Source organism: Pseudomonas sp. DNDY-54, from assembly GCF_019880365.1.
GTDB lineage: Bacteria > Pseudomonadota > Gammaproteobacteria > Pseudomonadales > Pseudomonadaceae > Stutzerimonas > Stutzerimonas stutzeri_P.
Window position 1 is genome coordinate 1,787,823 of the sequence record NZ_CP082271.1, and the last position, 19,821, is coordinate 1,807,643.

21 protein-coding genes are annotated in these 19,821 nt (G+C 60.4%); 9 read left to right on the forward strand and 12 right to left on the reverse strand.

Going from position 1 to position 19,821, the window contains the following annotated elements; translation table 11 throughout:
- Positions 1 to 114: 114 nt before the first annotated feature.
- Both araD1 and K4O48_RS08425 read left to right on the forward strand, forming a co-directional pair.
- Positions 115 to 1,110, forward strand: coding sequence for an AraD1 family protein (gene araD1 / locus K4O48_RS08420; RefSeq protein ID WP_222911571.1), 996 nt, complete (start codon positions 115 to 117; stop codon positions 1,108 to 1,110).
- A gap of 143 nt (positions 1,111 to 1,253) precedes the next feature.
- Positions 1,254 to 2,834 carry an aldehyde dehydrogenase (NADP(+)) gene (locus tag K4O48_RS08425; protein WP_222911572.1) on the forward strand — a complete coding sequence of 527 codons (1,581 nt, stop codon included), beginning with the start codon at positions 1,254 to 1,256 and terminating at the stop codon, positions 2,832 to 2,834.
- A 117-nt stretch (positions 2,835 to 2,951) separates the two neighbouring features.
- Here K4O48_RS08425 and K4O48_RS08430 read toward each other — a convergent pair whose 3' ends face one another.
- On the reverse strand, positions 2,952 to 3,917 hold the full coding sequence (locus K4O48_RS08430) for a LysR substrate-binding domain-containing protein (protein WP_222911573.1): 966 nt from the start codon (positions 3,915 to 3,917) through the stop codon (positions 2,952 to 2,954).
- 201 nt (positions 3,918 to 4,118) lie between these two features.
- Between K4O48_RS08430 and K4O48_RS08435 the strand changes: the two genes are divergently transcribed.
- Positions 4,119 to 5,855: an IlvD/Edd family dehydratase gene (locus tag K4O48_RS08435; protein WP_222911574.1), complete on the forward strand. Its 1,737-nt coding sequence runs from the start codon at positions 4,119 to 4,121 to the stop codon at positions 5,853 to 5,855.
- A 35-nt stretch (positions 5,856 to 5,890) separates the two neighbouring features.
- On the opposite strand, the gene K4O48_RS08440 is transcribed toward K4O48_RS08435, so the two are convergent.
- The 4 genes from K4O48_RS08440 to K4O48_RS08455 all read right to left on the reverse strand — a co-directional run bounded on the left by K4O48_RS08440 (position 5,891) and on the right by K4O48_RS08455 (position 9,672).
- Positions 5,891 to 6,802 (reverse strand): DMT family transporter, encoded by a 912-nt coding sequence (locus K4O48_RS08440; protein ID WP_222911575.1) that lies wholly within the window; start codon positions 6,800 to 6,802, stop codon positions 5,891 to 5,893.
- Positions 6,803 to 6,952: 150 nt separating this feature from the next.
- The gene (locus K4O48_RS08445; RefSeq protein WP_222911576.1) at positions 6,953 to 7,720 is read right to left on the reverse strand and encodes a helix-turn-helix domain-containing protein; all 768 of its coding nucleotides are present in this window, start codon (positions 7,718 to 7,720) and stop codon (positions 6,953 to 6,955) included.
- A 72-nt stretch (positions 7,721 to 7,792) separates the two neighbouring features.
- Positions 7,793 to 9,181 (reverse strand): adenylate/guanylate cyclase domain-containing protein, encoded by a 1,389-nt coding sequence (locus tag K4O48_RS08450; protein ID WP_222911577.1) that lies wholly within the window; start codon positions 9,179 to 9,181, stop codon positions 7,793 to 7,795.
- A 173-nt stretch (positions 9,182 to 9,354) separates the two neighbouring features.
- Positions 9,355 to 9,672 (reverse strand): Mpo1-like protein, encoded by a 318-nt coding sequence (locus tag K4O48_RS08455; protein ID WP_222911578.1) that lies wholly within the window; start codon positions 9,670 to 9,672, stop codon positions 9,355 to 9,357.
- Between the two features lie 261 nt (positions 9,673 to 9,933).
- Here K4O48_RS08455 and K4O48_RS08460 point away from each other — a divergent pair, with 261 nt between their 5' ends.
- A complete protein-coding gene (locus K4O48_RS08460) occupies positions 9,934 to 10,863 on the forward strand; it encodes a DUF808 domain-containing protein (RefSeq protein WP_222911579.1) in 930 nt (309 codons plus the stop codon).
- A 55-nt stretch (positions 10,864 to 10,918) separates the two neighbouring features.
- The gene (locus K4O48_RS08465) at positions 10,919 to 11,359 is read left to right on the forward strand and encodes a nucleoside deaminase (RefSeq protein ID WP_222912039.1); all 441 of its coding nucleotides are present in this window, start codon (positions 10,919 to 10,921) and stop codon (positions 11,357 to 11,359) included.
- Between the two features lie 5 nt (positions 11,360 to 11,364).
- Here K4O48_RS08465 and K4O48_RS08470 read toward each other — a convergent pair whose 3' ends face one another.
- A complete protein-coding gene (locus K4O48_RS08470; RefSeq protein ID WP_222911580.1) occupies positions 11,365 to 12,816 on the reverse strand; it encodes a TrkH family potassium uptake protein in 1,452 nt (483 codons plus the stop codon).
- A gap of 188 nt (positions 12,817 to 13,004) precedes the next feature.
- Here K4O48_RS08470 and K4O48_RS08475 point away from each other — a divergent pair, with 188 nt between their 5' ends.
- The gene (locus K4O48_RS08475) at positions 13,005 to 13,376 is read left to right on the forward strand and encodes a YkgJ family cysteine cluster protein (RefSeq protein ID WP_222911581.1); all 372 of its coding nucleotides are present in this window, start codon (positions 13,005 to 13,007) and stop codon (positions 13,374 to 13,376) included.
- 94 nt (positions 13,377 to 13,470) lie between these two features.
- On the forward strand, positions 13,471 to 14,037 hold the full coding sequence (locus tag K4O48_RS08480) for a nitroreductase (protein WP_222911582.1): 567 nt from the start codon (positions 13,471 to 13,473) through the stop codon (positions 14,035 to 14,037).
- Here the strand turns inward: K4O48_RS08480 and K4O48_RS08485 are convergent, their stop codons facing one another.
- The 6 genes from K4O48_RS08485 to ispZ form a co-directional block, all read right to left on the reverse strand.
- Positions 14,038 to 15,387 carry a sensor histidine kinase gene (locus K4O48_RS08485; RefSeq protein ID WP_222911583.1) on the reverse strand — a complete coding sequence of 450 codons (1,350 nt, stop codon included), beginning with the start codon at positions 15,385 to 15,387 and terminating at the stop codon, positions 14,038 to 14,040.
- 90 nt (positions 15,388 to 15,477) lie between these two features.
- A complete protein-coding gene (locus tag K4O48_RS08490; protein WP_222912040.1) occupies positions 15,478 to 15,882 on the reverse strand; it encodes a Spy/CpxP family protein refolding chaperone in 405 nt (134 codons plus the stop codon).
- A 135-nt stretch (positions 15,883 to 16,017) separates the two neighbouring features.
- Positions 16,018 to 16,695 carry a response regulator transcription factor gene (locus K4O48_RS08495; protein WP_222911584.1) on the reverse strand — a complete coding sequence of 226 codons (678 nt, stop codon included), beginning with the start codon at positions 16,693 to 16,695 and terminating at the stop codon, positions 16,018 to 16,020.
- A gap of 19 nt (positions 16,696 to 16,714) precedes the next feature.
- Positions 16,715 to 17,092, reverse strand: coding sequence for a hypothetical protein (locus tag K4O48_RS08500; RefSeq protein WP_222911585.1), 378 nt, complete (start codon positions 17,090 to 17,092; stop codon positions 16,715 to 16,717).
- A gap of 84 nt (positions 17,093 to 17,176) precedes the next feature.
- Complete coding sequence (locus K4O48_RS08505) at positions 17,177 to 17,476, reverse strand: YciI family protein (RefSeq protein WP_222911586.1); 300 nt, start codon at positions 17,474 to 17,476, stop codon at positions 17,177 to 17,179.
- Positions 17,477 to 17,484: 8 nt separating this feature from the next.
- Complete coding sequence (ispZ, locus tag K4O48_RS08510; RefSeq protein WP_222911587.1) at positions 17,485 to 18,066, reverse strand: septation protein IspZ; 582 nt, start codon at positions 18,064 to 18,066, stop codon at positions 17,485 to 17,487.
- 178 nt (positions 18,067 to 18,244) lie between these two features.
- Here ispZ and K4O48_RS08515 point away from each other — a divergent pair, with 178 nt between their 5' ends.
- Both K4O48_RS08515 and K4O48_RS08520 read left to right on the forward strand, forming a co-directional pair.
- Positions 18,245 to 19,111, forward strand: coding sequence for a PHP domain-containing protein (locus tag K4O48_RS08515; protein ID WP_222911588.1), 867 nt, complete (start codon positions 18,245 to 18,247; stop codon positions 19,109 to 19,111).
- Positions 19,112 to 19,124: 13 nt separating this feature from the next.
- On the forward strand, positions 19,125 to 19,748 hold the full coding sequence (locus K4O48_RS08520) for an L-threonylcarbamoyladenylate synthase (protein ID WP_222911589.1): 624 nt from the start codon (positions 19,125 to 19,127) through the stop codon (positions 19,746 to 19,748).
- Positions 19,749 to 19,821 lie beyond the last annotated feature (73 nt).

Consider the following 19,821-nt stretch of genomic DNA (forward strand, 5'->3'; position numbering starts at 1 on the left):
ACTGGAAGTTATCACTTAATCAGAAGCTTTCATTAGGCACCACCCCAGCCGCTTTTTAAAGTGATCGCAACAAACGCCTGCAGGTGCGGGTGCCTAATAAGAAGAGGAAGCCCCATGCGGTTGATCCAGTTTCAGAACGAGCAGGGCGAGCGTCAGGTTGGCGTGGTGAATGACGAGCGTATCGAGGTGTTACGTGGCGTCGGCAGCACGCGGGAGCTGGCGCTGGCGGCGATCCGTAGCGGCAACAGCCTGGCGGCACAGATCGATCTTCAAGGGCTTGATGCCGGTCCGTCGTATCGCCAGCTGCTGGCCGACAGACGTGTGCTGGCGCCGCTGGATCATGAGGACCCGGCGCATTGCCTGGTCAGCGGTACCGGCTTGACCCACTTGGGGAGCGCGGCGACGCGAGACAAAATGCATCAGCAGGTCGAACAGCGCGAGGAAAAGCTCACCGACTCGATGCAGATGTTCCGCTGGGGAATGCAGGGTGGAAAGCCGCAGGCGGGGCTTGTTGGGGCGCAGCCGGAGTGGTTCTACAAGGGTGATGGCAGCACCGTGGTTCGCCCCGGGGCTGATTTCCCGGCGCCTGACTTCGCTGAGGACTTTGGTGAAGAGCCCGAGTTGACCGGTCTCTATGTCATAGGTGACGACGGTCAGCCTTATCGACTGGGCTTCGCCCTTGGCAATGAATTTTCCGACCATGTGATGGAGCGTAAGAACTACCTGTATCTGGCCCACTCCAAGCTCAGATTCTGCTCGTTCGGGCCGGAGCTTCGCATTGGCGAGCTGCCGGCGAACCTGGCGGGTGTCAGCCGCATCCGACGGGACGGACAGGTGTTGTGGGAAAAAGAGTTTTTGTCCGGCGAGGAGAACATGTGCCATAGCCTTGCGAATCTGGAGTTTCACCACTTCAAGTACTCGCAATTTCTCCGCCCGGGCGACGTGCACGTGCATTTTTTTGGTACGGCCACGCTGTCGTTCGCTGACGGCATCAAGCCTCAGCCGGGCGACCAGTTCGAGATCAGTCTCGATGCCTTCGGTGAGCCTTTGCGCAACGGCATCTCGATTCATCCGGCCGGCATTAAGGTCGGGGGCGTCAAAGCGCTCTGAATCAACAGGCTGCAGCCGTACCGGCCTGTGCGATGAGCTGCAGACGGTTTGCCATCCGTGCGGCGGCGCGCTTGTCCGCCAGCCGTCGGCGTTTTCGGCAGGCGCTGCGGAGCCCTTGAACCAACCGCTAGAGGAGAACTTCCATGTCCGCCATTCTCGGCCACAACTACATAGCCGGTGCACGCCGTGCCGCCGGCACGCAAACGCTGCAGAGCCACGATGCCACCAGTGGCGAAGCGCTGCCGTTCGAGTTCGTACAGGCCACCGAGGACGAAGTGAGCGCCGCGGCTGAAGCGGCGGCAAGCGCCTACACAACGTACCGTGCACTTCCGGCTGAAAAGCGCGCCGGATTTCTCGACGCCATAGCCGATGAGCTCGACGCGCTGGGCGATGACTTTGTGTCGCTGGTTTGCCAGGAAACCGCTCTGCCTGCAGGGCGCATCCAGGGCGAGCGCGGGCGAACCAGCGGGCAGATGCGTTTGTTTGCCAAGGTGCTGCGTCGCGGTGATTTCTACGGGGCGCGTATTGACCGCGCCTTACCGGAGCGCAAGCCGCTGCCTCGTCCGGATTTGCGCCAATGCCGTATGGGGCTCGGCCCGGTTGCGGTCTTTGGTGCCAGTAATTTCCCCCTGGCCTTCTCCACGGCCGGCGGCGACACCGCCTCGGCGCTGGCTGCGGGGTGTCCGGTTGTGTTCAAGGCGCACAGCGGTCACATGGCAACGGCCGAGCGGGTGGCCGACGCAATCGTTCGTGCCGCTGAGAAAACCGGCATGCCCAAAGGCGTGTTCAATATGATTTATGGCGGTGGCGTTGGGGAGTGGCTGGTCAAGCATCCGGCGATACAAGCGGTTGGTTTCACTGGCTCGCTGCGGGGCGGGCGGGCGCTGTGCGACATGGCGGCGGCGCGTCCCCATCCGATCCCGGTCTTCGCCGAGATGTCCAGCATCAACCCCGTGCTGGTGTTGCCTGAGGCGCTGAAGGTTCGCGGTGATGCAATCGCCAACGAACTGACCGCCTCTGTGGTCATGGGCTGCGGCCAGTTCTGTACCAATCCCGGGATGGTTATCGGCATTCGCTCGCCGGAGTTCTCGGCCTTTCTTGCACAGCTCACCAGCTTCATGTCCGAGCAGCCAGCGCAGACCATGCTTAACGCCGGTACGTTGAAGAGCTACACCAAGGGGCTGGAGCATTTGCAGGCGCACCCAGGTATTACGCTTCTGGCGGGGGCCGAGCAAGATGGCAACCAGGCGCGGCCGCAACTGTTCAAAGCGGATGCGCAGCTGCTCATCGAGGGTAACGAACTGCTGCAGGAGGAAGTCTTCGGGCCCACCACGGTCGTTATCGAGGTCGCCGACAAGGCGGAGCTGCTCCGTGCATTACAGGGCCTGCGCGGCCAGCTCACCGCGACGTTGATCGCCGAAGAGGCGGATTTGAGCGGTTTTGCGGATCTCGCCACGGTATTGGAACAAAAGGCCGGACGCTTGCTGCTCAACGGCTATCCAACCGGTGTGGAAGTCTGTGATGCGATGGTTCATGGCGGGCCATACCCGGCGACATCTGATGCGCGGGGCACGTCGGTGGGCACCCTGGCGATCGACCGCTTCCTGCGGCCAGTCTGCTATCAGAACTTCCCGGAAAAGCTTCTGCCGGACGCTCTGAAAGATTCCAACCCGCTGGGAATCAACCGGCTTGTGGATGGTGAGATGACACGAAACGCCATTTGAGTCGAGCTGACGGGTCGTTTACTGCCTGTCAGCGCAATGGCCGCCCGGACGCTAGCTCGCGCGTCTGGCGCGCTTGGGCTTGCTCAGTTCTCGCAGCAGTCACTCCACTGCGGAGCGCTAAGTGGCCTCGCTGGCCTCGGGTTGCAGCGCGACCTCGCGCACCAGCTCAAGTACATTGCGCGCGGCCGGAGAGAGCAGCTGCTGGTTCTTGGTGATAAGACCAAAAGCCATCAGCCCCTGGTTCAGGTCGGTGTCGATGGTGGCATCGACTTCGATCTCCGCAAGCATGCCGTAACGCGCATAGTGCGCCAGCACGTCGCGCGGTAGCACGGTCAGCATGTCGTTCTTCTCAACCAGGGTCGTCACCATCAGCAGGTTTTCGGCGTTAACGACTTTGGTTGGCGGGCGCATACCGACCCGCTGAAACAAGGCATCGAATTCCTGCCGCAACACGCTCCCTGCCGGTGGTAGCACCCAGTCGGCCGCATTCAGCTCGGCACGAGATATCGGGCCTTCGATAAAGCCCGCTCGGCCGCAAATCCGCAACGGTTCTGCGGCCAGCGGCTCGAAATGAAGGTCATGCTGCTGGCCATCGGCAACGAAGCGCGCGACCAGAAAGTCCAGTTCGCCGTCGTCGAGGATCGCCAGCAAATCACGGCTCGAACCCGTACGGATACTCAGTTCGAGACCCGGGAAACGCTGTCGGGCGCGGCTGACGACTTCAGGCAACAGATCGGCGCAGGGCGTCAGGATGGTGCCGATCCGAACATGACCTTGTTGTCCTTGGCGCAGTGCATCGACCTCGCTGTACGCATTGTCCAAGGTGTTGAGCATGCGCCTGGCATGGCGAATCATGGCTTCGCCATAGAGCGTCGGGACCACCCCACGAGCGTGCCGCTCGAACAGCGCCACACCGAGACCCTCTTCCAGTTCCTTCAACAGCTTTGAAATGGCGGGCTGGGATATGCCCAGCCCTTCGGAGGCGCGATTGAGGTTGCCGGTGTCGCCCAACGCCACCAAAAGCGGAATGTGACGATTTTTCAGGCGGGCCCGAACGAACCAATTGCTATTGATCAGCTTCATGCTTGGCATATCCGTTTGAGTATCGATACGGCGAGATTCAGTATTTGTTGATGATGGCTTCGCTCCCTAGTCTTTTCAACATCCGGATAGGCGATGCAGCGGCCGGGACAGCTGTTACGCCATCACGACCCGGCGGCAGCACCCCCAACAAAAAAAGTAAGGGCGACCCAGCAGGCCGACCCGACCAAGACAGGTGTATCAATGATCGAAAAACGCCCCCTGCGCTCCGCTCAATGGTTCGGCACCACCGATAAGAACGGCTTCATGTACCGCAGCTGGATGAAGAATCAGGGCATTCCTGATCACGAATTTCAGGGCAAGCCGATCATTGGCATTTGCAACACCTGGTCAGAGCTGACCCCCTGCAACGCACATTTCCGCAAGATCGCCGAGCATGTGAAAAAGGGCGTGCTTGAAGCCGGCGGCTATCCCGTGGAGTTTCCGGTCTTTTCCAATGGCGAGTCGAACCTCAGACCGACCGCCATGCTGACCCGTAATCTGGCCAGCATGGATGTCGAAGAGTCGATCCGGGGGAACCCTATTGATGCGGTCGTGCTGCTCACCGGCTGCGATAAAACAACGCCCGCACTGCTGATGGGCGCGGCAAGCTGCGACGTGCCAGCCATTGTGGTCACGGGTGGGCCGATGCTTAACGGCAAGCACAACGGCCGCGATATCGGGGCTGGCACCATCGTTTGGCAGATGCATGAGCAGTACAAGGCAGGGCTGATCGACCTCAACGAATTCCTTTCCGCCGAGGCCGGCATGTCGCGCTCAGCGGGAACCTGCAACACCATGGGCACCGCTTCGACCATGGCCTGCATGGCCGAAGCGTTGGGTACTTCCTTACCGCACAACGCGGCGATTCCGGCTGTGGATTCACGCCGCTATGTGCTGGCGCATCTGTCGGGAATGCGTATCGTCGAGATGGTGCAGGAAGACCTGAGATTGTCGAAGGTGCTGACCAAAGCGGCGTTTGAAAATGCCATTCGCGTCAACGCTGCCATCGGTGGATCAACCAATGCGGTGATTCACCTCAAGGCCATCGCCGGTCGGATGGGTGTCGCGCTCGACCTGAATGACTGGACGCGCATCGGTCGCGGCATGCCGACCATTGTTGATCTGCAACCCTCCGGACGGTTTCTGATGGAGGAGTTCTACTATGCCGGCGGCTTGCCGGCGGTGATTCGACGGCTAGGCGAGAACAGCCTGCTTCCCAATCCGGATGCCTTGACGGTCAATGGCAAGTCGCTGTGGGAAAACTGCGCCCAGGCGCCCATTTATGGGCAGGACGAGGTCATCCGCCCGCTGGACAATCCGTTGCGTGAGGATGGCGGAATCTGTGTGTTGCGCGGCAATCTGGCGCCCAGCGGCGCAGTGCTCAAGCCGTCCGCGGCCACCGCGAGCCTGATGAAACATCGAGGCCGCGCGGTCGTCTTCGAAGACTTCGATGACTACAAAGCGCGCATCGCCGACCCGGAACTGGACGTGGACGAAACCTGCGTGCTGGTGATGAAGAACTGCGGACCCAAGGGGTATCCCGGTATGGCCGAGGTCGGCAACATGGGCCTGCCGCCGAAGGTGCTTGCGAAAGGTATCACCGACATGGTGCGGATTTCCGATGCCCGCATGAGCGGCACGGCCTACGGCACAGTGGTGTTGCATGTCGCGCCGGAGGCGGCTGCTGGCGGGCCGCTGGCGGTGGTGCGAAATGGCGATTTCATTGAACTGGACTGCTTCGCGGGCCGGCTGCATCTCGACATCCCTGAGGCCGAGTTGCAGGCGCGCCTGGCGGATTGGCATCCCCCAAAAGGGTTGCTGTGGGACGGCGGATACCGGCGGCTGTTTGTTGAACACGTCCTGCAGGCGGACGAAGGGTGCGATTTCGACTTCTTGGTTGGTTGCCGCGGCGCGGAGGTGCCCCGGCACTCTCACTGATGCGGTGTCCCCGTCGCCACGCGAGTGCGTTGTGGTCAGCGCGACTGTCCTGGGGGATGCGGTGCATCGGGTATGGTCGTCGGGGCGATGCTGACGGCGGGGACCTTCAAACGACTGGTTATCACCGAGGCCAGGATGATCAAGGCACCGCCGAACAACATCCCCAGCGTTGGCTGCTCGTTGAACAGCCACCAGGCGAACGCGATGCCATACACCGGTTCCAGCGCGAAAATTACCGAGGTCGTGCGGGCTTTCAGTACCTTCAGGCTGGCGACGAACAAGCTGTGAGCGAGGCCGGTACAGAAAACCCCAAGCAGCGCCAGCCACAGCCAGTCGAGTGGCGGGATTGAGGGCAGTGACGTCCAGGTGAACGGTAAAAGGCATAACAGGATGGTGCCGTTCTGCCAGAGCGCCGCCTGGACCGGGTCGACGCCGCGGGTGATGGCGCGATTGAGCAACGAGAGCAGGGCGAACATCAGGCCTGACGAAATGCCGTACAACAGACCCAGCGTGCTTTCACTCGCCAGATCGAACTGCGGCGTGACCAACAGCAATCCGACGCATACGAGTGCCACCATGCCGAACTCGATGGGTCGGGTGCGCTCTCGAAACAGCAACCCTTCTAGTAGCACGGTAAAGGCGGGAAAGCTGGCAAAACCCAGCGTGGCGATGCCGACACCGGCTGTCTTGACGGCGATGAAGAAGGTGAGCCAGTGGCCACCGAGCAGTAGCCCGCCAAGCAGCAGACCGGCCCGTTGGCGAATGCTTGGGTGAGCGCCATTGCGACGGAAAAACTGGGCGGCCAAAAGCAGCGCAGCCACCGCGAAACCCGCGCGGCCCATCGTGATGATCAGGGGAGTGCTTTCGGCCAGCTTGCCGAATACGCCTGATAGCCCGAACATCAGCGCGCCGAAATGGATCGCGAGCAAGGCGTTGCGATGGGTCATGGCTTGGATTTCGCTGCTGATCGCATGCGTTGCGTGAATTGCATAGAAGGGTCTGACTGAATCATGAGGCCTCGCGATAGGGTGCGTTGGGGCATCACATGTGGCACGGAGCAGTCATGATGGAGCACGCGAGACAAACTGTCTGTCGCGTCACTCGCGGGATTTGTCGCGCCCCTCGCGTCTGATGGCGCGGGGTGTGGTGTCGAACTGTCGATTGAGCGCTGCGGTGAAGGCGCTCTGCGATGCGTATCCGACGCGAAGGGCTATCTCGCCGACCGCCAACGGGGTACTCAGCAGCAACTGACGCCCCTGCTGCAAGCGGCGCAGTCGGATGAACGCTTGTGGCGTGTACCCTGTTTCGCTGACGAAGCGTGCATGGAAGCGCTGCACGGAAAGCCCGGCCAGACGGGCAAGATCCCGGACCTCGAGGGGGTGTGCCAGGTGGCGGTCAATATGAGTCTCAAGCGCGGCCAGCGGGAGCAGCTGGCTCTCCTTGATCGGCTCGCAGCCAGCCGCAAGGCTGGCCAATAACAACGTGGCGCCTTGGTGGCTTATGACCGGATCGTTGATCGGGCTCGCTGAAAGCCAACTGACAAGCTGGCTCTGGGCCGGGCTCAGGCGCAGCGCAGCGGGTTGTTCCAGTAACCGCTGCGCGGAATCAGCGTGATGGCCGAGGTGCTGCTGAAGCCAGACCCGGTCTGGAATATCCACGACCAGACACGCGCTGCCGTCGGCGCTGTGGCAGGCATGGCGCGCTTCGCTAGGCACCACCGCGAGCAGCTGCTGATGGATACGACTGCCTTGGCCATTGATTTCGAAATCCAGCTGGCCACGCAGGCCGAACACTAGCTGGGTGTGCTGATGGCTGTGGATGATCGGGTCATGATTGTAATGGCGCAAGGACAGGATAGGCGGCATGGGTGACCTCGAGTGCTTGCGCTAGTGGAGCTGACGGTGAAGATGGCGTGACACCTGAACGCTGTCGACAGGTTACATGATGACCTTGTCGCGAAGCTTCTCGGCGGCCTGATTGAGCGCTTGTATGACGCGCTCTTTGTCGAAGTTCTGCACGCCGTTGGTGTCCAGGTACATCGAAAAGCCCGGCAGCTCATGCTCAACGAAGCTGTTGGTCGCGCCGAGATCCCGGCGGAAATCCACGACCTGATAGATCTGGACCGGCCGCGTGAACCCTTTGACGGTTATCTGGCCCTTGTCGCGGCACATGATGACGTCTTTGACCAACGAATAAGTTTCGTGGGAAATCAGGATTTCTCCGGCTTCGGCCGAACTCTCCAACCGGCTGGCCAGGTTCACTTCGCGGCCAATGATGGTGTAGTCCATGCGAGTGTCGGCACCGAAGTTGCCGACCGTGCAGTAGCCAGTATTGATCCCCATGCGGATTTCCATCGGCTTGGTAATGCCTTGGGCGCGCCACTGCTGTCGAAGTACCTTCATATGCTTGCGCATGGCGATGGCCATCGAGACGGCCGCCACCGCATCCTTTTTCGCTCCCTGGGTGGCAGGGTCACCGAAGAACACCATCACGCAGTCGCCTACGAACTTGTCGATAGTGCCACCGTACTTCAGCGTGATCTTCGACATCTCATTGAGGTAGGTGTTGAGCAGATCGGTGAGCGCTTCAGCCTCCAATTCTTCGGCGAGTTCAGTGAAGCCTTTGATGTCCGAGAAGAACACCGTCAGTTTCTTGCGCTGGGTTTCCAGGCGCACGCTGCGTTTGCCAGAGAAGATCGACTCCCACACTTGAGGCGACAGGTACTTCGCCAGATTGCGTGCCAACCGTGCGGCCTTGGCCTGTTCGGCCTCCACCGCGCTGCGCGCCTGTGCCAACCGTATGCCTTGCTGGTGCACATAGTAGGCCGTGACACAGATATAGACCGTAGTGAACAGAATGCTGACGGAGGACACCAGGACCGGAGTCGTGCTGTCGAATTGCAAGGGCACCAGCAAGCTGGTCAGCCCGACCCCGATCGTGACCATCAGCATAGTCATCAGAAAGTGGCGCAGGCTGCCGATGACCAGCGCACTGAAGCCCAGCGTTAGCAAAAACATCAGGCTGGGTACCAGCGCGCATCCGAGCAGCACAATACCTGCGCCCGCATTCAGGGCGTCGAGGCATAGAAGGGTTTGCGAGGTTTGCTCGGGGTGTTGCCGCTTGAAGCGATAGCTCAGGTGATAGGCGAAATGCGGGTAGAGGAGCGTGTAAGGCACCAGCCACAACAAGTTGAGCGAAAATTGCTGGGTATAAACACCGGCAGCGAGCGTGGCGGCGCAGGTCAGATAAGCAAAAACCCGTGCGTAATACTCGCGCAAGGGACGAGTAGCGAGGCCGTTGCGCCGTTCACCGGTCACGGTTGACATTATGATTACTATCCCTGAATGGTACCGGCGCTCTGGCAAGCGCCGTTGGAGTCAGCAGCGCCACGACCGGCGCTGGCCCGGCGATCATAACCAAGTCGCCACCATTGCGCCAAACCGCCCGTCCAATCCGTGACGGGCTGCGGTTACGGGCCGGAAGAGACCCGGTTCCGTCGTCAGAATCGAATCTTTCCAGTGAGCATGTCTTTGAGCATCACCCAGTCGCCCAGAAAGCTGTAGAGCGGGTACTGAAAGGTGGCCGGGCGGTTTTTCTCGAAGATGAAGTGGCCAACCCAGGCAAAGCCGTAACCGGCCAGAGGCATCGCCAGCAGCCATAACCAATGTTGGCTGATCAGTGCGTAAGCCAGGATGGCGATTACCAGCAAACTACCGACATAGTGCAGTCGCCGGCAGGTGGGGTTGCTGTGCTCGGCCAGATAGAACGGATAGAACTCTGCGAAGCGGGTGAAACGTTCGGCGGTTTGCGTGCTCATGCCGCACCTCCTGTCATTGTCGTCACGGCAGTCTATGTTCGTTGACGTCTTTTGACCATCGGCGACGGCCATCAGCTTCATTGCTTCGTGCTTGCCCTCCATTGGGTAAACCTCAGCGGAGTTCTCTGCCGAAACGTGTCGCTATTGACACTGCCAGGCCGGAACTTGTGTTGCGGGAAGAGGGCCTTAGCTTTCAGAATTCTCGATGCATGGCATGCACATGCCGGCGCCTCATGAATACCCACTTAAGGAAACCCCGCTTTGGCCAGTAGCCTGCTTGCCCTGATTGACGATATCGCGACGATCCTGGACGACGTGTCTGTGATGACCAAGATCGCCGCAAAGAAAACGGCGGGTGTATTGGGTGACGACCTCGCGCTGAATGCTCAACAGGTCACTGGCGTTAAAGCCGACCGGGAACTGCCCGTGGTTTGGGCCGTGGCCAAGGGGTCGATGCGAAACAAGCTGATCCTGGTGCCAGCAGCTCTGCTGATCAGCGCGTTCATACCCTGGGCGATCACCCCGTTGCTGATGTTTGGCGGCGCGTTTCTCTGTTTTGAGGGTTTCGAGAAGCTTGCGCATCGCTTCCTGCATCGCGACGACAATCACCACGAAGAGCAATTGAAGGCACTGGCAGACCCGAGCGTCGACATGGTCGCTTTCGAGAAAGACAAGATCAGTGGTGCGGTACGCACGGACTTCATTCTGTCAGCCGAAATCATCGCCATCACCCTTGGCACCGTGGCTGCGGCATCCTTCATCGAGCAAGTGGCGGTACTCGCAGGCATCGCGATGATCATGACGATCGGCGTGTATGGGCTGGTGGCCGGCATCGTGAAGCTGGACGATGCCGGCCTGGCATTGAGCCAACGCGCCAATAGCGGCGCGCAGGCGATCGGGAGGGGAGTTCTCGCGGTTGCGCCATGGCTGATGAAATCCTTGTCGGTGATTGGCACGGCGGCCATGTTCATGGTCGGCGGCGGTATCCTCACTCACGGTATCCAGGCCATTCACCATTTCATCCAGAACACCGCGGAAAACACGGTCGCGCTGCCCTATATCGGCTCAGTGTTAGCCGGGTTGCTGCCGACGCTGCTGGACGCCGCCTTCGGCATCCTCGTCGGCGGCCTGGTATTCGCTGCGGTTACGCTGGGCGCCCGGCTGTTCAAGCGCAAGGCCAACGCCGCCTGAATGCGGCGAATCCAAGCCTGAGCCGTTAATCGTTAACTGTCAGGGGAGCAACATGATGGATGCATTCATGCAGGCCGCGATAGAAGAGGCGGAGAAGGGGTTGGCCGAAGGCGGGATTCCCATTGGGTCAGTGATCGTCCACCGCGGGCAAATCATTGGTCGGGGGCACAACCGTCGGGTGCAGCAGGGTAGCGCCGTGTTGCATGGGGAGATGGATGCGTTCGAGAACGCCGGCCGGCAACCGGCCAGCGTTTACGCGAACTCTGTTCTGTACACCACGCTATCGCCTTGCTCGATGTGCAGCGGGGCGATCCTGCTCTACGGTATTCCCAAGGTCGTCATCGGCGAGAACCAGACCTTCATGGGCGAGGAGTTGTGGTTGCGTGGTCGCGGCGTTGAGGTCGACGTACTGCAGGATGCGCGATGCGTTGAAATGATGCGCCGCTTCATCGCCAGCAGCCCCGAGTTGTGGAACGAGGACATCGGCGAGTCCTGATCGAGTCAATGACGCCAGAACGAAGGCGTCAGCATGACCAGCACGGTGATGATCTCCAGACGACCCAGCAACATGCCGACCGACAACAACCATTTTGCCGCGTCGGGCAGCGTCGAGAAGTTGCCCGCTGGACCGATGATTGGCCCCAGACCAGGCCCAACGTTGCAGACCGCTGAGGCAGCACCGGTGAGCGCGGTAATCGGATCCAGACCAAGCAGTGCCAGACACAATGCCAACACGCCGATCGTCATGGTGATGAAGAACGAGAAGGTCAGAATCGAGCGGACGATTTCTTCGTCGAGGTTGTGCCCGTTGTATTGCTGACGAATCACAGCGCGTGGATGGACCAGTTGCTTGAGGTTCGAGCGCAAGAGGGCGTAGGCGACCTGGAAACGGAACATCTTCAATCCGCCGGACGTTGAGCCCGAACACCCACCCAGGAATGTCAGGTAGAAGAACACCATGACCGCAAAACCACCCCACTGGGTGTAATCGTTAACGGCGAACCCCGTGGTCGTCACGACGGACACCACGCTGAACGTCACGATACGCAGCGAGTCGAGCAGGTTGTCATCATGGTTGAGCCAGTACCAGCCGCTGAATAGCAGGCTGGTCACGGTCAGTACCACCAGAAAGCCCCGAACCTGCTGATCGCCTAACAGAGCGTTGCGGTTACCGCGTGCAGTTGCGACATACAAGGTGAACGGCAAGCTGCCCAGAATCATGAAGACGATAGCCACCCAGTGGGATGCCGGGCTGAACTTGCCGAGTGAAGCATCGGACGTCGAATAACCGCCCGTTGCCACGGTCGACATCGCGTGGTTGATGGCATCGAAGCCGCTCATCCCCGCCAGCCAAAAGGCAATGAAAGCCGCCACCGTAAAGGTCACGTAGATGGCGATCAGGTACTTGCCGGCCATGTGCGAGCGCGGCATGACTTTTTCTGACCAGTCCGATGATTCTGTCTGGAACAAGCGCATTCCGCCGACGCGCAACAGCGGCAGAATTGCTACTGCCATGCCGATGAAACCGATGCCGCCGAGCCAATGCAGCAGTGATCGCCACATCAACAGGCCCGGTGATGCGCTGTCGAGCCCCGAAAGCACGGTCGCCCCGGTTGTTGTGATGCCTGACATCGTTTCAAAAAACGCATCGGTATAACTGATGTGGTGTATCAGCATCAGCGGAAGCGCGGCAAAACAGCAAACAATCACCCAGCTGACAGTGGTCAGGAAATACATGTCGCGTGGGCGTAGATGGGTATTGGCCGGTCTGCCCGGGGCAACCAGCGCGAAACCGCAGCCGAAGGTGATAAGGCTCGCCCAGAGGAACGCTTGGAGGTCGTCGGTGCGCTCGAAGGCCAGCAACGTGACCATCGGAATGACCATGCTGACTGCGAGGGTGATCAGGAAGATGCCGAGAATGAAACCGATAATGCGCAGCGTCGGCAAGGACATGTGTGATTCATGCTCGGCTCGAAAATGAGGCCGTCATTCTACGCCTGTCGGAGCGGCAGTAAACCGGCTATCGGCGCGCCAAAAAATCTTTTGCGGCGGACCCTGCCGGGCTCTTCCCAAGTCCGTTGCGATCAATAGAATAGCCGCTCGGCGCCGGCCCTTTGCCGGTTTCTGGGTGCTCACCTTTCATGTCGATCGACAATCCTTGCCTCACGTGCGGCGCCTGCTGCGCGTATTTTCGTGTGTCTTTCTTTTGGGGCGAATGTGCCTCATCCGGCGGTACCGTTCCGGACAGCGCGACCGTACAGGTCAGCCCATTTCACGTGGCGATGCTGGGCACGGAGTCCAAGCCCGCGCGCTGCGTTGGCTTGATGGGCGATGTGGGGTGTGGTGTGCGCTGCACGATGTATGAACAGCGTTCGAGCACGTGCCGCGAGTTCGAGGCGTCTTGGGTAGACGGGCAGCACAACGCCCATTGTGATGCGGCTCGAGCGGCCCATGGCCTGCCACCCATCACGCCACCGCTGGAGCCGCAGATTTCGCCGGACCGGGTCGCCTGACGGGGATCCCTCACGCGTTGGGCTATTGTGCAATGGGCTGCCAAAAGAACGGGTCGGACCTCTAGAATGTCCGATTCGTTTTTTGGAGGTGCTGATGGACGCTCTCGACCTGTTACTCAACCGTGTGTCTGTGACACGGCTTGCTGATCCCGCACCGAATGCTGCCCAGATGGATGTGATCCTGCGTGCCGCATTGCGGGCGCCCGATCACGGTCAGCTTCGCCCCTGGCGTTTCCTGACTGTTCAGGGTGACGCCCGGGAGCGACTGGGTGCGTTATTCGCCGAGGCGCTTCGCTTGCGTCAGCCGGAATTACCGGACGATGCATTGGCTAAACCGCGCAAGATGCCCCTCAGGGCGCCCATAGTGCTGGTGGCCATCGCTCGCGTACTGCCCCATCCAAAAATTCCTGAATCTGAGCAGGTGCTCGCGGTCGCCTGTGCCGCGCACGGCGTTCTGCTTGCGGCACACGCGCAGGGTTTGGGCGCGGTCTGGCGGACCGGTGAGTTCGCCTATGATCCTTACGTTGCGCAACAGCTAGGCCTGGCGGATAACGAGCAGGTGCTCGGCTTTATTTACGTAGGAACGCCAGACGGAAATCCGAGGACGCCGCCGGAACTGGACCCACGGGATTTCGTTCGTCCGTGGGGCCAGGTGTCCTGACTACTGTGGGCGCGGCAGCGCTGTGCTTGCCAGGCTCCGTGGCAGCTTCAGGGTGGCAATGAAGCCGCCGTCGGGATGATTGCCAAGCAATAGCTCACCACCATGGCGTTCCGCCGCGCGTCGAGCTATCGCGAGGCCCAATCCGTGGCCAGCAGTGGTCTGCCCGGGCGCACGGAAAAAGGGTTCACTGAGTTTCGTCAGGTGGGCTTCGTCTACGCCGGGCCCGTGATCTCGAATGCTCAGCAGCAGCCAGTCGCCCTCAGTTGCGGCGCTGAGTTCGATCGGCGCGCCTTCTGGATTGAAGCGCAGCGCATTACGCAAAAGATTGTCCAGCGCACGCTCAAGCATGTCTGGCCAGCCATTCAGCTCGATACCGGCGTCAATTCGTGTTTCGATCCGCTGGGCTGGCGCGACGATGCGCGCGTTCTCGGACAACTGTTGAAATATCGATGGCAGATCCACCTGCGTCGCCGCACCTGGCTCCGCATCCAATCGTGCCAGCTCCAAAATCTCGCTGATCAGCGCTTCCAGCCTGTCGCACTCCTTGGCCAGCCGTGGCCAGATGAGTTCGCGTTCCTCTGGCGTTGCCCGCTCGGCAAGGGCCAAGGCGATGCGAAGGCGCGCGAGGGGTGAACGCAATTCATGGGAGACGTCCCGTAGCAGTTGACGCTGGCTGCCGATCAGGCTCTGCAACCTAGCACCCATCCGGTTGAAGTCCTTGGCCAGCACGCCGAGCTCGTCGCGCCTCGTGGCCAGGCGCGCAAGCGAATTCTGCTGATAGGTCGTCTGGCCAAGGTCGTGCACGGCTCCGCGAAGACGATCAAGTGGGCGGGTGATTGACAGCGTCAGCAGCAGACTGAAGCCGGTCAACACGATCAGCGTGATGGCAATTGCGCTCAGCGGCCAGAACAGGCTGCCGCGATGCCACGCCTGCAGTTCCGAATTCGGGATTCGGTAAATGAACAGGTAGGTCTCGCCACTCAGCGGGCTGGTGTAGTCGGTGGTGAGTCGCCGCCAAGGGAGCCGGCCATCACGATCCTGTTGACGCGCCTCGAACGCGGCAGCGCGGGCCGGGAAGGTTCCGCGGATAACCGGTTGGCCGTTCTCCGCCAGCACCTGCACATCGACATGAAAACGGTGGCGGTGTCGCTCGAGCAAGAATTGCGCCGGCAGGGCGCCCTGACGCTCGTAAACCCGTGTCCAGATCTCAGCAAGGTCCTTGACTCCGGGATGTCGATTGACGATCCAGGTGTCCTGATTCAAGGCATGGCCCAGCAGCATGGCGAGGCCGGCGACCAGCGCGATGGCGAGCCAGAATGTCGCAAGGATGCGCCAAAACAGTGATCGCACCGGTCAGTTCTCCACGACGAAGCCCGGCCTGCACAATTGGGTAGCGATCTGCAGGCCGGGCGGGTTGGTTTCGGCCATTAGCCGCTGTAATCAGTCTTTCTGATCGCGTTCCGCTTTCCATTGCTGGAACTCGGCGCGTTCGGCTCGCTTGGCTTCCATCTTCTCGTGCATCTCGTCGAACTGCTTCTGTTGCTCAGGCTTGAGCAAGTCACGAATCTGTTTGTGGGTGGCTTGCTTGCTCGCCTTCAGCTCGTCTTGCATCGCCTTGCGTTCGGCTTCTGGCAACTTGTCCAGGTACCGCTGAGTAATTTCGCGATGGCTCTTCATTTGTTCGCCCATCAGCGCTCGCATCTCCTGCTTTTGCGCCTTGGTCAGGTCCAGCTGTTCGAACGGAGCGTGGTTGCCACCGTGATGGCGCTGATGGCCGTCGGGCATGGCCATGGCGATGGTGGGAAGTGTCGAAGCGAAAAGCATCGCGATAAGAGTCTTGCGCATCATGAGGTTTTCTCCTGTGTATGAAGCCGATTGCCACAAGCGCCTGCGCTGCTTCTGGCTCTGATCGGATGAGCTCAGTCTAGGGCGCGCAAGGTCAAGGGCAGTCAGCTCAGGGTAAAGGCTGGGTAAAGCCGATCAGGAGGCGTAAAGATAACCGCGGCTACGCAACGCGACGATGCGCTGGCGTCCGTCAGGATGTGGGCCGAGCTTGCGTCGCAGGTTGCTGACATGCATGTCCAGGCTACGGTCGTAGAGAGTCAACTTGCGTCCAAGGGCGAGCTGCGCCAGTGCCTGCTTGTCTAATGGTTCGCCGGGCTGGCTGAGCAATGCCTCGAGAATGCGGCCTTCGGAAAGGGTCAGGGTCACGTCATGGTCGCCGACGCTGGCGACGCCCCGGGCCGGGCTGTAGCAAAGATCGCCCAGTTCCAACTGAGTCGGCGCGCTGGCCGGTTGGCTGCGCCGCAGCACCGCACGCAGCCGAGCGGTGAGCTCACGCGGATCGCAGGGTTTGGCCAGGTAATCATCGGCGCCCAGTTCCAAACCAAGGATGCGATCCAGCGGCTCGCCGCGCCCCGATAGCATCAACACGGGTAGGTCAGGGTGCTCGCTCCGTAGCCACTTGAGTAATTCGAGCCCGCTGCCATCAGGCAGCATGACATCAAGCACTACCGCCGCTGGCTGGTGCTCGGCCAGCGCCTTACGCGCGCTCTGGCCGTCATGGCAGGCGTGGGCCGCGAATCCCTCCTGCGCCAGCCAGCTCACCAGCAGTTCGCAGAGTTCTTGGTCGTCATCTATCAGCAGCAGCTCGCTCATGCCTTCGCTCGTATCCGCTTCAATTCAGCCATTGCCGGCGGCGACGCCCTCGGGTGGTCAGTACGCCCAGTAAGAACCCGAGTACGCCTACACCACCTCCGACCGCAAACCACTGTTGCTGGTCGTTTAACAGTGGGGGTTGCACCGTCGACTGCCCCTGTTGCAGCTGCATGCGCAGACGATGATTCTCTTTACGCAAGTGCGCGAGCTGGGCTCGTTCGGCATTGACAATGGCGATGTCAGCGTTCGCCTTTTCCTGCTGCAGGCTGCTGTCGGGAGGGGGTTGCATCACCTCAGTGGTTTGCTCGGTGACGGGAACGGTGATGCCTTCCTCGGCATGCACGAATGGCATGGCAATACTCAGGATCACTAACAGTGACAGCTGACCTTGGCGCATCGGAACTCCTCTTTCCTTTATGGTTTTTTCCTGACGGGCCGTAGAACCCTACGGCCCGGGTAACGACCTATCTCGGTGAATCACTCAGGGGAAGACTCGCTTGAACGGCTTGACCACAACATCGCCATAGACGCCAGCCGCCTTGTATGGGTCGGCCTCAGCCCATTGCTCGGCAGCCTGAAGGGATTCGAACTCGGCCACCACCAGGCTCCCGGTAAAGCCGGCAGTGCCTGGGTCATTGCTGTCCACGGCCGGGTGCGGACCGGCCAACACCATCCGACCTTCGCTTTTCAATTGCTCAAGGCGAGCCAGATGGGCCGGGCGTGCAGCCAGACGGTTTTCGAGTGAGTCGGGTACGTCAGTCGCAATGATGGCGTAGAGCATGGTTACTCCTATGATTCTTCAGGTTCGGGTTGCATGTGACGGACCAGATACACGGCCTGGCCCGCCATGAAGAGCAAGGTTAGGCCCAAGCTGCCAAAGACCTTGAAGTCGACCCAGATCGACGGGTAGGCAAAGGCAACGAACAGATTGGCAAAACCGCAGGTTAGAAAGAACAGAATCCAGGCGACATTCAGTTGCAGCCATTGCGCAGATTGCAGCCGTACCGCATGGCCCATCAGGCGCTGGATGAGTGGTTTTTCGCCGATGAAATGGCTCCCAATGAACGCAAGCGCGAATAGCCAGTTAACCACTGGCGCTTTCCATTTCAGTATGGTTTCGCTGTGCAGCGCCAATGTCAGTCCGCCAAACAGCACGCATGCGCCCAACGTCAGCCATTGGCTCTTTTCGAGCCTTCGCTGGGTAACGAACAGTGCGGCATAGATAACGATTGAGCTGACAATGAGCACAGCGGTTGCGTTGAAAATGCCGCCGACCGTGAGGCTCAGGTCCGCCAGTTCAATCGTTCTCGGCTCGAGTTTATAGACGACAAAGAACAGCAGCAGCGGAATGAAGTCGACGATTTGTTTCACGGAGAGAGCCAGAAGCGGTGAGTGGCCGGCATAATAACAAACCGTGGTTTTGGCGGAACGTCGCCCACCGATCATTTCCTGGATGCGGCGCAAGCTATGCCGACGTTGACGACGGCACGAGCATCGGCCCTTACGGTCAGTAACAGTATGTCGCCTAGTAGCTGGAGAATTGTCCCGAATGATTGTTGATCTGCATTGCCACAGCACCGCGTCGGACGGCGTACTGGCGCCCCCGGCGTTGGTTGAGCGGGCACATGCTCGGGGCGTCGAGCTACTGGCCCTGACCGATCACGACACGCTCGAAGGGATCGATGCGGCGCGCGCAATGGCGGACTCGCTGGGCATCAGGCTGGTTAACGGCATTGAGCTCTCCTGCGTGTGGGGCGGCGCGACCATACATGTCCTGGGCTATGCCTTTCGCCGAGACGCAGCCGCTCTGCAGCAGGCGATTGCGGAGCTGCACGATGGCCGCTGGCTACGAGCGGAACTGATCGCTCAGCGTCTGGAAGCGAAGGGCATGCCAGGCGCGTTGGACGGAGCCAGAGCCGTGCAGCAAGAACTAGGCGACAGCGGCAACGCCCCCGCGCGCCCGCATTTTGCCGAGTTCCTGGTGCGTGCCGGTCATGTCCGTGATCGTGCCGATGCATTTCGCAAATGGCTTGGCTCAGGCAAGCTCGGCGACGTCAAGCAGCATTGGCCCAGTTTGGAACAAACCGTTTCTACACTACGCGACGCGGGCGCCTGGATAAGCCTGGCGCATCCGTGGCAGTACGACTTCACGCGTAGCAAGCGCCGGCGCTTGGTTACGGAGTTTGCCCAGGCGGGTGGGCATGCGCTCGAAGTAGTCAACGGGATGCAGCCGCTGGAGCAGGTTGGCGGCCTGTCGATCCTGGCTCGTGAGTTCGGCCTGATGGCCAGCGTCGGCAGCGATTTCCATGCGCCAGGCGACTGGTCTGAGCTGGGGATGTATCGAGCCTTGCCGGATGATCTTCAGCCTCTGTGGAGACATTTCGATCATGAACCATGCGAGTCTGTTACCTGCTGAGCAGGGAGTGCCCATGAGCCAGTTTTTCCAAATACATCCAGACAATCCTCAGGCCAGGCTGATCAAGCAGGCCGTTGAAATCATTCGCAACGGTGGCGTGGTGGTCTATCCCACCGATTCGTCCTATGCCGTCGGCTGTGCGATGGGCAACAAGAGCGGGATAGAACGCATTCGGCGGCTGCGCCAGTTGGATGACAAGCACAACTTCACGCTGGCATGCCGCGACTTGTCACAACTTGGTTTGTTTGCCAAGGTCGATACAGCGGCCTTCCGTCTGCTCAAGACGCATCTTCCCGGTCCGTACACCATCATTCTCAGTGCTACCCGCGAAGTGCCGCGGATGCTGTTGCACCCCAAGCGGCGCACTATCGGCTTGCGCGTCCCTGCGCTGCCAATCGCGCAGGCGTTGCTCGCCGAGCTCGGCGAGCCGCTCATGAGCGTGAGCCTGATTCTCCCCGGTGAAACAGAGCCAATGAGCGACCCCTACGAAATGCGTGACGCACTTGAGCATCAGGTAGACCTGATTATCGACGGCGGTTACGGTGGTGTTGAAGCCTCGACGGTCATCAGTCTGGTCGATGGTGATCCGGAAGTCGTGCGCGTAGGCTGCGGTGACCCGGCGCCGTTTGGTGGCTGATTCGATTCGCCTATTTCAATTTCTACGAAGGAAACCCTTTTGAGCTCCATGGATTCGCAGCGACGCGTGGTGT

Bases quoted from the DNA above. Each gene is read 5' to 3' on its own strand.
- araD1 (WP_222911571.1), top strand. From the start codon at position 115: ATGCGGTTGATCCAGTTTCAGAACGAGCAGGGCGAGCGTCAGGTTGGC.
- K4O48_RS08425 (WP_222911572.1), top strand. From the start codon at position 1,254: ATGTCCGCCATTCTCGGCCACAACTACATAGCCGGTGCACGCCGTGCC.
- K4O48_RS08430 (WP_222911573.1), bottom strand. From the start codon at position 3,917: ATGAAGCTGATCAATAGCAATTGGTTCGTTCGGGCCCGCCTGAAAAAT.
- K4O48_RS08435 (WP_222911574.1), top strand. From the start codon at position 4,119: ATGATCGAAAAACGCCCCCTGCGCTCCGCTCAATGGTTCGGCACCACC.
- K4O48_RS08440 (WP_222911575.1), bottom strand. From the start codon at position 6,802: ATGACCCATCGCAACGCCTTGCTCGCGATCCATTTCGGCGCGCTGATG.
- K4O48_RS08445 (WP_222911576.1), bottom strand. From the start codon at position 7,720: ATGCCGCCTATCCTGTCCTTGCGCCATTACAATCATGACCCGATCATC.
- K4O48_RS08450 (WP_222911577.1), bottom strand. From the start codon at position 9,181: ATGTCAACCGTGACCGGTGAACGGCGCAACGGCCTCGCTACTCGTCCC.
- K4O48_RS08455 (WP_222911578.1), bottom strand. From the start codon at position 9,672: ATGAGCACGCAAACCGCCGAACGTTTCACCCGCTTCGCAGAGTTCTAT.
- K4O48_RS08465 (WP_222912039.1), top strand. From the start codon at position 10,919: ATGGATGCATTCATGCAGGCCGCGATAGAAGAGGCGGAGAAGGGGTTG.
- K4O48_RS08470 (WP_222911580.1), bottom strand. From the start codon at position 12,816: ATGTCCTTGCCGACGCTGCGCATTATCGGTTTCATTCTCGGCATCTTC.
- K4O48_RS08475 (WP_222911581.1), top strand. From the start codon at position 13,005: ATGTCGATCGACAATCCTTGCCTCACGTGCGGCGCCTGCTGCGCGTAT.
- K4O48_RS08480 (WP_222911582.1), top strand. From the start codon at position 13,471: ATGGACGCTCTCGACCTGTTACTCAACCGTGTGTCTGTGACACGGCTT.
- K4O48_RS08490 (WP_222912040.1), bottom strand. From the start codon at position 15,882: ATGCGCAAGACTCTTATCGCGATGCTTTTCGCTTCGACACTTCCCACC.
- K4O48_RS08495 (WP_222911584.1), bottom strand. From the start codon at position 16,695: ATGAGCGAGCTGCTGCTGATAGATGACGACCAAGAACTCTGCGAACTG.
- K4O48_RS08500 (WP_222911585.1), bottom strand. From the start codon at position 17,092: ATGCGCCAAGGTCAGCTGTCACTGTTAGTGATCCTGAGTATTGCCATG.
- K4O48_RS08505 (WP_222911586.1), bottom strand. From the start codon at position 17,476: ATGCTCTACGCCATCATTGCGACTGACGTACCCGACTCACTCGAAAAC.
- K4O48_RS08515 (WP_222911588.1), top strand. From the start codon at position 18,245: ATGATTGTTGATCTGCATTGCCACAGCACCGCGTCGGACGGCGTACTG.
- K4O48_RS08520 (WP_222911589.1), top strand. From the start codon at position 19,125: ATGAGCCAGTTTTTCCAAATACATCCAGACAATCCTCAGGCCAGGCTG.